At 48.6% G+C, this 13,507-nt stretch carries 15 protein-coding genes; 5 read left to right on the forward strand and 10 right to left on the reverse strand.

Annotated elements, in window-relative coordinates:
* Positions 1-202: 202 nt before the first annotated feature.
* Entirely contained in the window at positions 203-472 is a 270-nt protein-coding gene (locus tag ACINK7_RS16090; RefSeq protein ID WP_404356788.1) for a hypothetical protein, read from the forward strand.
* Positions 473-592: 120 nt separating this feature from the next.
* Here ACINK7_RS16090 and ACINK7_RS16095 read toward each other — a convergent pair whose 3' ends face one another.
* The 7 genes from ACINK7_RS16095 to coaD all read right to left on the reverse strand — a co-directional run bounded on the left by ACINK7_RS16095 (position 593) and on the right by coaD (position 6,436).
* Complete coding sequence (locus ACINK7_RS16095; RefSeq protein ID WP_404356790.1) at positions 593-1,093, reverse strand: TlpA family protein disulfide reductase; 501 nt, start codon at positions 1,091-1,093, stop codon at positions 593-595.
* A 341-nt stretch (positions 1,094-1,434) separates the two neighbouring features.
* Positions 1,435-1,908 (reverse strand): hypothetical protein, encoded by a 474-nt coding sequence (locus tag ACINK7_RS16100; protein WP_404356792.1) that lies wholly within the window; start codon positions 1,906-1,908, stop codon positions 1,435-1,437.
* Positions 1,909-2,020: 112 nt separating this feature from the next.
* Positions 2,021-2,887 carry a HEAT repeat domain-containing protein gene (locus tag ACINK7_RS16105; protein ID WP_404356794.1) on the reverse strand — a complete coding sequence of 289 codons (867 nt, stop codon included), beginning with the start codon at positions 2,885-2,887 and terminating at the stop codon, positions 2,021-2,023.
* Positions 2,888-2,937: 50 nt separating this feature from the next.
* Entirely contained in the window at positions 2,938-3,687 is a 750-nt protein-coding gene (locus tag ACINK7_RS16110) for a VPLPA-CTERM sorting domain-containing protein (protein ID WP_404356796.1), read from the reverse strand.
* Positions 3,688-4,149: 462 nt separating this feature from the next.
* Positions 4,150-5,670, reverse strand: a complete 1,521-nt coding sequence (locus tag ACINK7_RS16115; RefSeq protein WP_404356798.1) for a DUF4080 domain-containing protein — start codon at positions 5,668-5,670, stop codon at positions 4,150-4,152.
* A 32-nt stretch (positions 5,671-5,702) separates the two neighbouring features.
* On the reverse strand, positions 5,703-5,948 hold the full coding sequence (locus tag ACINK7_RS16120; RefSeq protein WP_125220380.1) for a YfhL family 4Fe-4S dicluster ferredoxin: 246 nt from the start codon (positions 5,946-5,948) through the stop codon (positions 5,703-5,705).
* A gap of 2 nt (positions 5,949-5,950) precedes the next feature.
* Positions 5,951-6,436 (reverse strand): pantetheine-phosphate adenylyltransferase, encoded by a 486-nt coding sequence (gene coaD / locus ACINK7_RS16125; RefSeq protein WP_404356800.1) that lies wholly within the window; start codon positions 6,434-6,436, stop codon positions 5,951-5,953.
* A gap of 350 nt (positions 6,437-6,786) precedes the next feature.
* Here coaD and ACINK7_RS16130 point away from each other — a divergent pair, with 350 nt between their 5' ends.
* The 3 genes from ACINK7_RS16130 to ACINK7_RS16140 all read left to right on the forward strand — a co-directional run bounded on the left by ACINK7_RS16130 (position 6,787) and on the right by ACINK7_RS16140 (position 9,004).
* Positions 6,787-8,079: an IS4 family transposase gene (locus tag ACINK7_RS16130; protein ID WP_404361465.1), complete on the forward strand. Its 1,293-nt coding sequence runs from the start codon at positions 6,787-6,789 to the stop codon at positions 8,077-8,079.
* A 392-nt stretch (positions 8,080-8,471) separates the two neighbouring features.
* Positions 8,472-8,684 carry an antitoxin MazE family protein gene (locus ACINK7_RS16135; RefSeq protein WP_404356802.1) on the forward strand — a complete coding sequence of 71 codons (213 nt, stop codon included), beginning with the start codon at positions 8,472-8,474 and terminating at the stop codon, positions 8,682-8,684.
* Complete coding sequence (locus tag ACINK7_RS16140; protein ID WP_404356804.1) at positions 8,681-9,004, forward strand: type II toxin-antitoxin system PemK/MazF family toxin; 324 nt, start codon at positions 8,681-8,683, stop codon at positions 9,002-9,004. Before ACINK7_RS16135 ends, ACINK7_RS16140 begins: the two co-directional genes overlap by 4 nt.
* A gap of 292 nt (positions 9,005-9,296) precedes the next feature.
* Here the strand turns inward: ACINK7_RS16140 and rsmD are convergent, their stop codons facing one another.
* From rsmD to ACINK7_RS16155, 3 genes are read right to left on the reverse strand one after another with little or no spacing between them, the layout of a single operon-like run.
* The gene (gene rsmD / locus ACINK7_RS16145) at positions 9,297-9,854 is read right to left on the reverse strand and encodes a 16S rRNA (guanine(966)-N(2))-methyltransferase RsmD (protein ID WP_404356806.1); all 558 of its coding nucleotides are present in this window, start codon (positions 9,852-9,854) and stop codon (positions 9,297-9,299) included.
* Between the two features lie 4 nt (positions 9,855-9,858).
* Positions 9,859-11,157, reverse strand: coding sequence for a M16 family metallopeptidase (locus ACINK7_RS16150; protein WP_404356808.1), 1,299 nt, complete (start codon positions 11,155-11,157; stop codon positions 9,859-9,861).
* Entirely contained in the window at positions 11,157-12,518 is a 1,362-nt protein-coding gene (locus tag ACINK7_RS16155) for a M16 family metallopeptidase (protein WP_404356810.1), read from the reverse strand. Before ACINK7_RS16155 ends, ACINK7_RS16150 begins: the two co-directional genes overlap by 1 nt.
* Before the next feature lie 97 nt (positions 12,519-12,615).
* On the opposite strand from ACINK7_RS16155, the gene cyoE reads away from it, so the two are divergent.
* On the forward strand, positions 12,616-13,506 hold the full coding sequence (gene cyoE / locus ACINK7_RS16160) for a heme o synthase (RefSeq protein ID WP_404361466.1): 891 nt from the start codon (positions 12,616-12,618) through the stop codon (positions 13,504-13,506).
* Position 13,507 lies beyond the last annotated feature (1 nt).

Consider the following 13,507-nt stretch of genomic DNA (forward strand, 5'->3'; position numbering starts at 1 on the left):
TAATAGATTAAAGCGCTTACTTCGTAAGCACGGCAACTGTTTGTAACAAGCAAAAATAATATCGCATAGGGTTTCAATACCGTGCGCCCGCCGGTATAAATAAATCGTAGGGTACGCATCGCGTACCTTTGCACCAGCCTTCCGACTGGAAAATGCTTACAAAAAGGTATGCGATGCATACTCTACACAGATTGTGGAACCGATGTGGGAGCCACGCCTTCGTCGCGATTTTCAACGATATTCCGCACAGACGCCAAAAAATCCCCATAATGCCATGACAAGCCGACAGCCGATATCCACTTTTTTCGTGGTGGGTAAATTCGTACTTGTAAATAACGACTGGGATTTAGGGGAAAAGCGGAAAAATAAAAACCCGCTAGCAAAATATACCTTTCGCACTTCAAATTTCGGCAGTGCCGGAGGAGGCCTCGGGGTGCTCGGTAAAGGCTTTGCCAGCATGGAGCAGGCATAGAGCCTACATGGACGTATTCACGGCGTCCTTTGACGGGCACCCTGAGGCCGAATTTTCATCTACGATGAGTATACAACCCAATAACCGCTGACCGCTTACGGCTACCCGCTCACTAAAATCCTACTCCGCCAAAATCTGCTCGACAACCTTTCTAAAGGCTTCCGCTTCTCCGCGCCTAAAGCCTAAATGCACATCCCTGACAACGCCTTGACGGTTGATCACATAAGACGACGGCATCGCTTTGACATTGTATTGTTTCGCGCATTCCTGATTAGGATCGGCGACCACGGTGAATCCGGCCGGGTAACGCGACAAAAACCCTTCGGCATCCTTAAGCTCCTCGTCCACATTCACCGCGATCACGACCAAACCTTGATCCTTGAGTTCGCGTTGCATTTGCGTCATGAACGGAAAGGACTGCACGCAAGGAATGCACCACGAGGCCCAAAAATCGAGATAGACGACCTTGCCTTCAAGCGACGCCCAGTCGAGCGACTGCCCGTCGTACATAACCGTCAATTCACAGTTCGGGGCCGATTGCCCGGCCCAATCGGCACGAACAATGCTTAAAGAAAAATAAAGCCCTAAGAATAGGATAAAAACGGATTTGATAGAAAACATGTCTCTCGTTTAGGAAGCGATAAACGGGTTTTATAACCGAAATCGAAAAAATGGAAGAGTATATATCGTAACAAGATAAAACGCTAAGCTGATGGCTCCGCAGAACCGGCTAATCCTTTTGCCAAAAACTGCACGCTGTCAAATATAAACACGAATACGCCATTGCGAATCTTTTAATTTAAAAAACACGCCGCAATACCGCTCTCCTTGAGCATAATCAAAGAGAAAACGGTATTTTGGGGCTTCTTCACTAAGCCGAGGATCCTTGTAGCCCCTTCCGGTTTAGACTAGACATAACACGAACGATCGGGCTTACAATAAATGCCAGAGCTCTTTTAGGATTATTGGTTTTGTAGAGTTACCAAGCTAGTTCCGGTGTGAGCGCCACCCGCAGATTCGCAATGATATTCGATAGTGTAAAAACTATTGACGGCATGCGTTTGACTAACGGTCATCATATAATTTCCGTTACCTTGCTGAGGCGCAACCTGGATCCATGGGCTCCAAACATTAGGGGTTTGACCAATAACTGTTGATTTCGCCACACCGTCCTTCATCACACTAACATTTAAAAAACTACTGCTACCCTGCGATTTTCTTACCCTTAAAGACAAGCGCGCAGCTGCGGCCCCCCCTCCTAAACCAGGATCGCTAAAGCATTGAATCATAGATAAATCGGTTGCACTTGCCCCGAAAAAACCTCCGATTAACGATTGATTAAGATCATGTGCGGAAACCTGTCCAGTCATGCCTATTCCTAATGATAAAGCCGCTAGAGTTAAAGTTCGTTTAATAAATTTATTAGTTTTTTTCATTGTATTTCTCAATTTAAGTAATTGGCCAGGTAGTTTTGATGTTCAATAACTTAGTCACATTTTGCAATAAGCTGAACATCAAGTTAATCATTTATCCTTTATCTTGATAGTATTAACGCTGCATGATTGCTTGTAATTTACTTGCCGCATAATCGCGTACAGACGAATCTGTATCTTGAAGCGCCTGCTGCAACAATGCGGAGTCAGGTTCGATTGCATCGATCGTCATCAAACGCACACCAAGCTCAGCGTCCTGCAGGGCTTGTTGTAAATAGTCATTCAACGCGTTTGGGTCATTCTCGATTTGCGATAGCGCATATACCGCTTGCCCTCTTACTCTAGCATCGGTATCCGATATTGATCGAGCAACCGCATCATAAACCTCAGGGCTATCGGTTTTGCCAAGTCGCGCCAATCCGGCTAGTGCATTCATCCTTTTCTCCGGATCTTCCGAGTCGACCTGGCGTAGCAATGAATCGACGTCTTGTTCTACACTCAACGCATTATCTAAACCTTCTACCGGACGACTGATTCCCTTAGCTTCAGAACTCCGACAATCGCTTGGCCGTGCTGACGCAATTGGCGGCGGGCTTAGAGAAGACGCTATAATCCATATTTCTTTCGGTTCGCGTTCCTGTTTATTGGCATCATCACCCACTGACTCTGCATAATGAAAAAGCATATTAGCCTCTGCGCCAAGCAAACACCGCAGTATCCTTACCACAGTTGGGCCAATGCACGTTGCATCAACTTTCACGGTAGGCAACGCGGCATAATGGATCTTTATCGCACTCCGTTCCGACAAACTTCTGAGCAATCCGTGCAAATCAGCTTGTTCAGCTTCTAACAACCATTCAGCTTCGGGTATAGCACTTTGTCTTATAACAAACGAGGCTTGCATAGTCTTATTGCCGCCAGATGCCGTTGCCATTGTGGCAAATAGCAACGCTGATAGAGATATCCGTTTAATAAATGTCATTAGCCTTATCTTAATTACCGCATTACCTAATAATCTAAACAAGACTGAATTTAAGCCTGCAACACAGTGGATTTTTTACGTCGCAACACGCCCAATCCCGCCAAAGCCGAACCCATGAACCAAATTGCAGCCGGCACAGGCACCGGTTGTACAATAGCTGAAGAACCCGCGGAAGCTGTTATGGTTAAATCGTGAAAAGCTACTTCTTGAACGAGATCGATAAGGGCGAAACCACCGACCGTCCAATTAAAGCCATCGGATAATTTAGCTCCGACTGCATCAAAGACACCCGGATGTCCATCCGGATGGGCCCCAAATATAGTAACCAAAGCCATATATTCGCCGACATCGAAATGATCTCTTAGTCCGGCAGGCGAAACGCCTGGATTCGTTTCACTAACATAGTCCACAATAGGAACATCAAAAATATTTAAAGAGCCGCCTTCTGCCTTTCGCTCCCCAGCGGCGGATAAATTCGTTAAAGTCCAATCGCTTCCGCTTGTATCTTTTTGAAAAACCCAGATAGAAGTAACGCCCCATAGTGCATCTGTATAGGCACTATAAACATCCAAATTACCTGCCTCGGTCACATTGAACGAATAAGCGGCCGCAGTTCTTACTCCACCACCTAACGATACATTGGTAGCCGTACCGGTACCGTCTACCCAAGTCATTTCAGGATGAAATAGCGTATAAGGTTCGCCACCGCTAAACTCATGCTCGCCATGCGCATAAGCCGTATTGATAGATAATCCGATAACAGCCGCCGCTGTTATCAGCATTGATTTTTTCATTTCCATTGTGTACCTCTTTAATATTATTAAATTGAAGTAAAAAGACCGCAATATACCGTTTGCGGAGTTTTAAGACAACGCCCTGCCCTCATGCTAGCTTTATTACACAACCATCATACTAAGCTAATCGGCGTTGTAATTAGCTATCGTCTAAAGGCAGGATAATCGATCTAATCAGCAATCTAGGAGGAAATTGATATAGAAAAGCAATATGCCCTTTTACAACAGTCATCACCCTACCTCCGATATATTACGCAAAAATGAGACCACTTTTAAAAATCCGAGACTATCCTCACAATTTCTTGTCCGAAGCTCATTCATTCCCACCCACAGGGGGATTCTAGTTTTATTTTGGCTTAATTAAGCGCTCTCGATCTTCAACATATCTTCACCAAAAAGTGTGTCATATGACCTATTGATTAGGTCAAATAACACAGTTTAATTGAGCCGATTCTTCACAGGTCGTTTTTACCTGGTAGAGTGACCGAAGGCTTGCTGGCGCTTATTTGCTCGACTTTGACGAAGGGTACTGCTTTTTTCATAGCCTTCGGTTTTCATGAACGACGGCAGACCTTTTTCGCCGGTTTTTCGGTAATCCGCTTCGAGAACGTGCTTCGCTTCAACCGTAGGAATCGCCAAGAATTCCGTCATGACTCGATAGAGCAGATCAAACAATCGCCGAAGCGCTATCTTCCAAGTGCTGCCGCTGAGTTCGTATAGGGCATCGCTTAACCGCAAAAAGCGTTCGAAGGGCGCGTCGGCCAGTATCAACGGCAGGGTTTCGGCAAAGCGGCCGGAATTTCCGATCATGTCCCAATAGCGCGCGAAGCGGTTGATGCGTTGCATGTCGTTAAATCCGATATCGCGGGTGCTGAGGATGTTGTAAGGCGGTTCGGGGTTGTAGCGCATCCGGTAGGCTTCGTTATGCCGATTGAGCGGCGCACCGCGCAAGCGCTTTAAGATACCCAGTTGAATTTCATGCGGCTGTAATGCGGCTAATTGATCGAAACTGCCCGCGAAATTGGCCAGCGTATCGCCGGGCAGCCCGAAGATTAGGTCGGCATGGATGTGCGCATGGGTGTTTGCCTTGAGCCAACGCAGGTTTTCTTTGGTTTTTTCGTTATCCTGGCGGCGACTGATCAGCCGTTGAATGGCCGGGTCGAAAGTTTGCACGCCGACTTCGAATTGCAGCGTTGCGGGCGGGAATTTTTCGAGCGTTTGTTTGAGCCGGTCCGGCAAATGATCCGGTATCACTTCGAAATGCAAAAATAAGTCGTCGCTTATGCGCTCGAGAAAAAATTCCAGTATCGCAACGCTGGCGGCAATTTTTAGATTGAAGGTCCGGTCGATGAATTTGAAATGCCGAACGCCCCGCCGATACAACACTCCCATTTCGCCCAAGAAACGATCCAATGCAAACGGCTTGGCCGTGACATCGAGCGCCGAGAGGCAAAATTCGCATTTGAACGGGCAGCCGCGCGAGGCTTCAACATAGACGATACGGTTGCGAACGTCTTCGTCGTTGTAATAGGGATAAGGCGATGCCAAACTTTCCAGCGGCGATTCGACACCGGTTATGATTTTTTCATCGGACGCTTCGCCGTTTAGGATTTGTTCGCATAATGCGCGAAAACTGATTTCGCCGACGCCGGTGACGATGTAGTCGGCCAACTCGGCGACCGGCGGCAAATCGGGCGGGTGACTGACTTCGGGCCCGCCCAGGATCACGATGATTTCCGGCGCGATTTGTTTGAGCAGGGCCACCGTCGAGCCGATTTCGGCGACATTCCAGATGTAAACGCCAAAACCGATGATTTTCGGACGATGCTGCAAAAGCTTTTCGACGATGTCGATCGGCCGGTCTTGTATGCCGAATTCGAGGATTTCGGCTTCGCTTTGCAATTCTCCCAAATTAGCGTAGAGATAGCGCAGCCCGAACGCGCTATGGATATACCGGGCGTTAAGCGTGGTCAGTTGTATTTGCGGCATGCTTAGCCCGAAAGGTTTACGCGGCGCGTACTCTACGCGGTCAATTTAAGGTATTTTTGATACAGCGTGTCTTTGCTTTCGGCATGCTCCGGGTCTTTGTCGATGCAATCGACCGGACACACTTCGATACACTGTGGTAGATCGTGATGCCCCACGCACTCGGTACACAAATTCGGGTCGATGATGTAAATCTCCTCGCCTTGGGAAATCGCGCCGTTCGGACACTCCGGTTCGCAAACGTCGCAATTGATGCATTCGTCATTGATAATAAGAGCCATGGTTACTCCTGACTAAATTTTTGGATTAAACTTTGTTTAACAATATCGGGCACGAAACTGGATACGTCGCCGTTGAGGCGTGCGATTTCCTTGATCATGCTCGACGATATGAATTCATATTGTTCGGCCGGCGTTAAAAATACCGTTTCGAGATCGGGTGAAAGCCGCCGATTCATGCCGGCCAATTGAAATTCGTACTCGAAATCGGAAACCGCCCTTAGGCCTCTGATAATGACATGGGCGCCTTGTTCTTTGGCGCAATCGACCAATAGATTACCGAAACCGATAACCGAAACGTTATCGAATTCTTCGGTCACAGCCTCCGCCAGCGCGACACGCTCTTCGATCGTGAACAACGGCGTTTTTGTGGTGCCGACCGCGATGGCAACGATAATCTTGTCGTACAGCTTAGCAGCCCGAGCAATCAAGTCCAGATGCCCGGCGGTCACGGGATCGAAAGTGCCCGGATAGATTGCGGTAATATTCATGATAAAGCCGGAACTATGAAAAAAGCAGCGGATTATAACGTTTTGGGGGGATTTTTTCATCTGTTTGATTTTTTAGCACTAAAGCATCACGCGGGGCGGGTTATTTAATTCGCACCGAACGTTTTGATTTGCTTTGGCTAAGGACGAAAAGCTTCCGTTCCTGATCACCCCCTCAACTCAATGCTGTTGACTTAAGAAAAATAAAGACATAATACCTTGATTTTATTATAATAAGCACATGAAATCACTACAGAGAGACTCATTTATGACCAGCACCGCAAACATGGCACAAACATCGCTTTGAAAATTCATGCCAACTTTCGTCTTATCTTGAACAATTTCGCCGTTTAATTTCACACACGTTAGCCGATGATCAAAAGCAATCGGCTGAGCACTTTACCCGCACACGCAAACTCTCCTTACCCAACCTAATTACCTTGGTGTTATCACTGGTTACCAGTGATAAATCCGCTGGCGTGGACATTCACTCCGGTGAATTCTTCAAACAAGCGCGGCGAAGCGGTTGTTGGCCTGAGGCTGAAGCCGTGCATCGGAGTGCAGTGACGAAAGCCCGAAGTCGATTACCGTGGTCCGTCTTTACTGATCTATTAGCCGATAGTGTGCAGTTAGCTTATTCGCTTTGGCCGGAGTCGCCGGAATATACGTGGCATGGCATGACGGCGGTGGCTTTTGACGGTTCCAAATATCACTTGCCGGCCTCGCCCGAACTTCGCAAAGCCTTCGATCCCAACAGCGGCTTGACCGTTCCCGGCAAAGGCCACTATCCGCAATGTCTGGTCTCGACCGCATTCGATGTCTTTCGACGGTTACCGATCGCTCGCGCGATCAGTCCCTTAGCGGAAGGCAACGAGCGCGAGGATGTGAAAGAGCTGCTACCGCAGCTCCCCGATCGTCCTTTGGTCTTATTGCTTGACCGCGGTTATCCCAGCTATGACTTGCTTTACTACTTACGAGATACCTCGCCGGATTCGGCTTTCGTGTTCCGCTGTCCGGCCCAATCGACCTTTAAAGCGGTCGAGAACTTTGTCCAATCCGGGCGTTCAGAGGCCGTCATCTGGTTGGATACGGCCTCGCGGATTCGCCGGAAACGACCGGGCCCCAAAAGCATCAAGCTACGCGCGGTCCGTTTGGAAAGCCCGGACGGCACGCTGTCGGTCTTATTAACCAATCTTACCGGCAGCCGTCAGTATCCCGCCGAATCACTGGTTGAACTGTATTTCCGTCGCTGGCGAATTGAAGAACAATATCGTGATGAAAAATTGCACCTCGATATCGAAATGTTCCACAGTCACAGTGAAAACGGCATCAGACAAGAACTGTTGGCCGTCCTGGTCATGTGCGTGATCAGTCGCACCTTGATTGCCCTGCTTACCTACCCGAATCCCGATCGCTTATCCACGCCCCAGTTTAAAAATGCCGTGCGGGCATTGGCGAGTGAGGTCGTGGTGTTTACCGCAGCTTATCCGGAGATCGCACGCAACGTGTTTCAGGAGCTTTTGGTGGAAATCACGCGCGTTCAGTATTACCATCCGAAGAAGCCCAGGAAGTCCTATCCTCGTGTATCCCGTAAACCTATCAATAAATGGCAGCAGGATAAATCAAAACGGATCGCTGATGCTTAAGTCAACAGCATTGCCCCCTCAACTACTCCCTTTTGATTGAAAAACCGTCTAAGGAATATGCACAAATTTACTTTTACAAGTTTTAGGCATTATGGTGGTTCGGCGACTCGCTTGACAGGACGCCGTGAACCCAGCACCTAAATTCCATAGCCTTTTGGCTATGGTAACTATCTTGCATAATTTAGGTGCTGGGCACGGCGTCCTTTAGCGGACTCCCAGGCGCCGAATTTTGATCTACGACGGGTATAGATAACGTTTATGACGATTTTATAAATCCCGTCCTTCCAAGACAAGGAGTTACAGCAACTATAGTTAGACATCGGATCCGTTGCATTTTCTAAGCATGAAGCATATTATTCAGTTTCATGTAACAGTAAGCATTGGAGGTGTTCATGGGTGCTAGTATTTCGGCAAGAGTACAAAAACATCGTGCCGCGTTGCGAGAAGCGGGTTTGCGTCCTTTACAAATTTGGGTTCCGGACACTCGAAGTATAGGTTTCGCCGAGGAATGCCGACGACAATCGTTGCTTTTAAAAGACGACAGCCATGAACAAGAAATCACCGATTGGCTTGAAACCGCAGCCGACCGAGACGGCTGGATATGAGGCGCGGCGACTTAGTCACGGTGGCTTTACAGGGCGACATCGGCAAACCGAGGCCCGCATTGATTATCCAATCCGATTTATTCGATGCGCATCCTTCCATGGTTGTTTTACCGGTAACCAGTGAATTACGCGATACGCCGCTTTTCCGGATTTTAGTAAACCCAAGTGACCGGAACGGTCTGACCAAACCTTCGCAAATCATGGTGGATAAGCCTCAATCGGTTTCAACCAAGAAGTTGGGAACAGCTTTCGGCCGGCTAGATGATGAAACGATGTTGGCAATCAACCGGGCGCTGGCTGTGTTCCTTGGATTTGCTTAAACGGAGCTGGTCTTACCCAGCCGGAACGTTCTCAGCTCCGCCATACAGAAAGAAGCGAGAGTATTCGGGGCCGGCTTCCCAAACTGGAGAGGCCGTGAAAGTATTCAATATGACGAACTAGCCATGAAGTGACATCATGAATTAGCTCGTTGATTTTTCTTGCTTTTTTCTTCATTACCTTCATGTTCTTCATGGTGAATAATTTTTTTACGATGTATTCACCAATACTTTCACAGCCTCTGGAGCTTGGGAAATAGAGAAATAGGCTTAAGTTCAAAGCCATCAGAGCATCTTATCCGGCGAACCTTTCGAATAATCGATACGCGACCTCGCCGGCCGTTTTATCTTTCAGAAGTTGCCAGTTTTCCGGGATGCCGGTGAGATCGAGCCCGGTTTCCGTTTCGAGGTAGATTTTAGCCCGCGCGGACAACCAGCCTTTATCTTCGAGCCATTGGCAGGTTTGCACGGCGAGACCTTTGCCGAAAGGCGGATCGAGAAAAACTAGGTCGAATGATTCGGCGTCACCGGCCAAGTAGCGGAAGACATCCTGATTGACGATTTTGATTCGGTCGGTCGATAAAATAACGGTATTCTCTTTTAAATGTCGGCAAGCCTGTGGGTTGTTTTCGACCTGTACGACCGATTTTGCGCCTCGCGAGGCAGCCTCGAAACCCAACGCTCCGCTGCCTGAATAAAGATCCAGGCAACGGCTGCCATAAATATCGCTTCGCAACCAATTGAACAAGGTTTCCCGAACTCTTGCCGGCGTCGGGCGCAATCCCGGTGCGTCGGTAAAACGCAGATTGCGACCGCGCCATTCGCCGGCGATGATTCTTAGCTTGTTTTGCACGGATTTATTGAGTTTCGCCGACGGTGATCGTTTGCAATAACTCGGAATCGACGCGACGCTGAAACGCGTCCTTGATCGCATCGACGGTCACCGCATTCACCTTCTCCTGAAAAGTTTCCAAGTAGTCGAGCGGCAAACCGTAAAATCCGATCATTTCGACATAACCGATCATTTTACTATTGGTATCGAAACGCATGACAAAACCGCCGGTGATGTTTTGTTTTGCGGCTGTGAGTTCTTCCTCGGTCGGCCCTTCCTCAATGAACTCGGTCAAGGTTTGATTCAAGACTTCCAACGCTTTGTCGGCTTGATCGGTCCGTGTTTGCAAGCCCATCGCAAAAGGTCCTTTGCGATACATCGGTGCAAAATAACTGTAAGTGTTATACGCTAGACCTCGTTTTTCCCTGACTTCCTCGAATAATCTCGAAACCAGCATGCCGCCGCCCAGTATGTGATTACCGACAAATAATGCGAAATAGTCGTCGTCATTGCGATAGGATCCCGGAAGACCGCTCATTACATGAGTTTGCGCGGAAGGAAACGCGATATGTTCGCGGCGGCCTTGCTTGGGCATCGCCACTTCCGGTAATTCGGCGGGTTTTTGTCCAGCCGGTAATTTCGCCAACAATTTCTCGGCGGTTTGTTCAGCCTGTTTACGGCTCATATCGCCGACGATGGCCACCATCGCATTGGTAGCCACATAATATTTGCTATAAAAGCTTTTAAGATCCTTGGCCTGCAAAGGTTCTACAGTCTCAATTTCGCCGGCACTTGGATGCGCATAGGGATGTTGTCCATAAACCGCTTTATAAAAGGCAATATCGGCCAGGGTTGACGGCGAAGATTCGCGATGTTTTAAACCGGCCAACGTGCGCTTTTTTTCGCGCTGAAAATCGGCTTCCTCGAAGCGCGGTTGAGTCAAGATGGTTTGCATCGTTTCGACCGACTTATCGAACAATTTCGGATCGGTCAAAGTCCGTAGCGACAGCCAAGCCATATCGCGGGATACTCCGGTTCCGAAACGGGCGCCGACGCTTTCGAAACGTTGCGCAATTTGGTCGGCATTCCATTCGCCGGCGCCGGTATCGAGTAATCCTGAAGTCAACGCGGCGATCCCGAATTGCTTACCGTCGCGCGCGCTACCGGCATCGAAAGTCACCCGGATATCGGCCATCGGCAGATTTGGAGCGGGTACGAAATACACTCTAGCCCCCTGTTTGGTTGTCCAGTGTTCAATGTTTGCCGCAGCCCAGGCGGTCTGTCCTGTCAGCATCAATAACAGACTGATCAAAGCGATACGCATTATTTGCTCTCCTTAAGTTTTTTATTGCCGGTTTGTTCAGCGATCGGTTGCGGCACCAAATAGGCCACGCTCAAGTTGTTATCGGTAAAATATTTTTTAGCGACTTCTCGGACTTGCTCGGCGGTCACCCGATTGACCTTGTCGACATATTCGTCGGCTTTTTGCCAACCTAAACCGACGGTCTCATTGATGCCCAGCTGCATGCCTTGATAAAACATCGAGTCGCGCTCGTAGGTGGCATTCGCGAGTACCTGCGCTTTGATCCGCTGCAATTCTTCCGGTTGCACCAATTCATACTTGAGTTTTTCGATTTCTTCCTTTAACGCCGCTTCCAATTCTTGGTGACTCTTTCCTTGTGCAGGCGTCGCATCAAACATAAACAATTCATCGAGTCTGGAACTCAAGTTGTAGCCGGCCCCGGCCGCCACAGCGATCTGTTTGCCCCTCACTAATCCGGACTCCAAGCGTGCACTGCTGCCGCCATCCAAAATACCCGCCATCACTTCCAATGCATAGGCTTCCCACTCATGCTCGGCCGTGTTCAGCACAGGGACTTTATACCCCATGACCAGATACGGCAGTTTGTCTGGCAAATTGACGATCATGCGCCGTATGCCGAGTTGTTCGACTTCGGTTTGCGGCTTCACCGGCGTAATGTCACTGGGCTTGAGCGGTCCAAAATATTTTTCGGCCAACGCGAACACCGCTTTCGGCTCGACATCGCCGATCACGACCAAGGTAGCGTTGTTCGGCGCATACCATTTTTGATACCAGGCCTCGAGATCGGCAATCGTGTAGTTCTCTATGTCCGTCGGCCAACCGATAATCGGATTTCTGTAGGGGCTGTTCGAATAAGCCAGTGCGGCGAAATGCTCCTGGGTCTTAGAGCGAGGCTTATCGTCGGTGCGCATCCGACGCTCTTCGTAAACGACTTGCAGCTCTTTTTGTAATTCCTCGTCAAGCAAGTGCAGATTACGCATACGATCGGCTTCCAGTTTAAAACTGACTTCCAAACGGGATTTTTCCATCGTCTGGAAATAAGCCGTATAATCGCGTCCGGTAAAGGCGTTTTCGTTACCGCCGTTGGCCGCGATGATTCGGGAAAACTCGCCGGGTTTGAGCTCGTCGGTGCCTTTGAACATCATGTGTTCGAGCATGTGAGAAATACCGGTAATACCGCCAGGCTCGTAGCTGGAACCGACTTTGTACCAGACTTGGGAAACCGCTACCGGCGACCGGTGATCTTCTTTGACCAGGATTTTCAAACCATTGTCTAAAATCCGCTCATGTACTTTAACCGCCGCTTGTGCCGGCAGCAAAAACATGCCGGATAATACCGCACTCGCAATTTGCAACTTCATAACGTCCTCTCTGTAGTAAGGTTAACGCGTCCGACTATTTGATAAATCAATAGTTCACTGTATTCTATAGCTTAATATAAATGTTGGAATATTTTCGATAATGACTAACCCATCCGCCCTGCTCTCTTGGCGTGACTATCTTGAACTGTGCAAACCCAAAGTAGTTGCCTTAATCGTTTTTACTGCCGTGGTCGGCATGTTGCTGGCCGTGCCCGGCATACCGCCCATCGACACCTTGATTTACAGCACCGTTGGCATCGGACTCGCCGCCTCGTCCGCAGCGGCGGTTAATCACTATCTTGATCAGAATGCCGATGCCTTAATGGGCAGAACGCAAAACCGCCCATTGCCGAAAGGCTCGTTGCACTCAATGAATGTCATCGTTTTCGCATCGCTTTTGGGCTTGGTGTCGATGCTTATATTGGGCTTTTTGGTTAATCCGCTGACTGCGTTTTTGACCTTATTGTCGCTGATCGGTTATGCAATCATCTATACCGTGTATTTAAAGCGCATGACGCCGCAAAACATCGTGATCGGAGGCGCGGCCGGTGCGGCACCTCCGGTTTTGGGCTGGTGCGCGATGACCGGTGAAGTGCATCCTTATTCGTTACTATTGTTTTTAATCATTTTCGTTTGGACACCTCCGCATTTTTGGGCCCTGGCAATCGCCCGCCGCGAAGAATACGCGAAAGTTAAAATTCCGATGTTGCCGGTCACGCACGGCCCCGAATTCACAAGACTGCAAATATTACTGTATACAGTGCTACTCTTATTGGTGACATTGCTGCCTTATTTAACCGGCATGAGTGGGCTAATTTATCTCTCCGCCGCAGTTCCTCTCGGCCTCGGCTTTGTTTATTATGCGATTTTGATGATGCGCCACAAGGACGACCGAACGGCAATGAAAACCTTCGGTTTTTCTATTATTTATTTGATGCTGATGTTTGCCTCGTTATTGATCGATCATTATGTCGTTATTGGATTGTAAT

Source organism: Methylotuvimicrobium sp. KM1 (assembly GCF_044788715.1).
GTDB lineage: Bacteria > Pseudomonadota > Gammaproteobacteria > Methylococcales > Methylomonadaceae > Methylotuvimicrobium.

Excerpts from the sequence above, each read along its gene's own strand:
- ACINK7_RS16095 (WP_404356790.1), bottom strand. The coding sequence starts at position 1,093 with ATGTTTTCTATCAAATCCGTTTTTATCCTATTCTTAGGGCTTTATTTT.
- coaD (WP_404356800.1), bottom strand. The coding sequence starts at position 6,436 with ATGAATATTACCGCAATCTATCCGGGCACTTTCGATCCCGTGACCGCC.
- ACINK7_RS16105 (WP_404356794.1), bottom strand. The coding sequence starts at position 2,887 with ATGACATTTATTAAACGGATATCTCTATCAGCGTTGCTATTTGCCACA.
- ACINK7_RS16110 (WP_404356796.1), bottom strand. The coding sequence starts at position 3,687 with ATGGAAATGAAAAAATCAATGCTGATAACAGCGGCGGCTGTTATCGGA.
- ACINK7_RS16120 (WP_125220380.1), bottom strand. The coding sequence starts at position 5,948 with ATGGCTCTTATTATCAATGACGAATGCATCAATTGCGACGTTTGCGAA.
- ACINK7_RS16150 (WP_404356808.1), bottom strand. The coding sequence starts at position 11,157 with ATGCGTATCGCTTTGATCAGTCTGTTATTGATGCTGACAGGACAGACC.
- ACINK7_RS16090 (WP_404356788.1), top strand. The coding sequence starts at position 203 with ATGTGGGAGCCACGCCTTCGTCGCGATTTTCAACGATATTCCGCACAG.
- ACINK7_RS16140 (WP_404356804.1), top strand. The coding sequence starts at position 8,681 with ATGAGGCGCGGCGACTTAGTCACGGTGGCTTTACAGGGCGACATCGGC.
- ACINK7_RS16155 (WP_404356810.1), bottom strand. The coding sequence starts at position 12,518 with ATGAAGTTGCAAATTGCGAGTGCGGTATTATCCGGCATGTTTTTGCTG.
- ACINK7_RS16100 (WP_404356792.1), bottom strand. The coding sequence starts at position 1,908 with ATGAAAAAAACTAATAAATTTATTAAACGAACTTTAACTCTAGCGGCT.
- ACINK7_RS16135 (WP_404356802.1), top strand. The coding sequence starts at position 8,472 with ATGGGTGCTAGTATTTCGGCAAGAGTACAAAAACATCGTGCCGCGTTG.
- ACINK7_RS16115 (WP_404356798.1), bottom strand. The coding sequence starts at position 5,670 with ATGCCGCAAATACAACTGACCACGCTTAACGCCCGGTATATCCATAGC.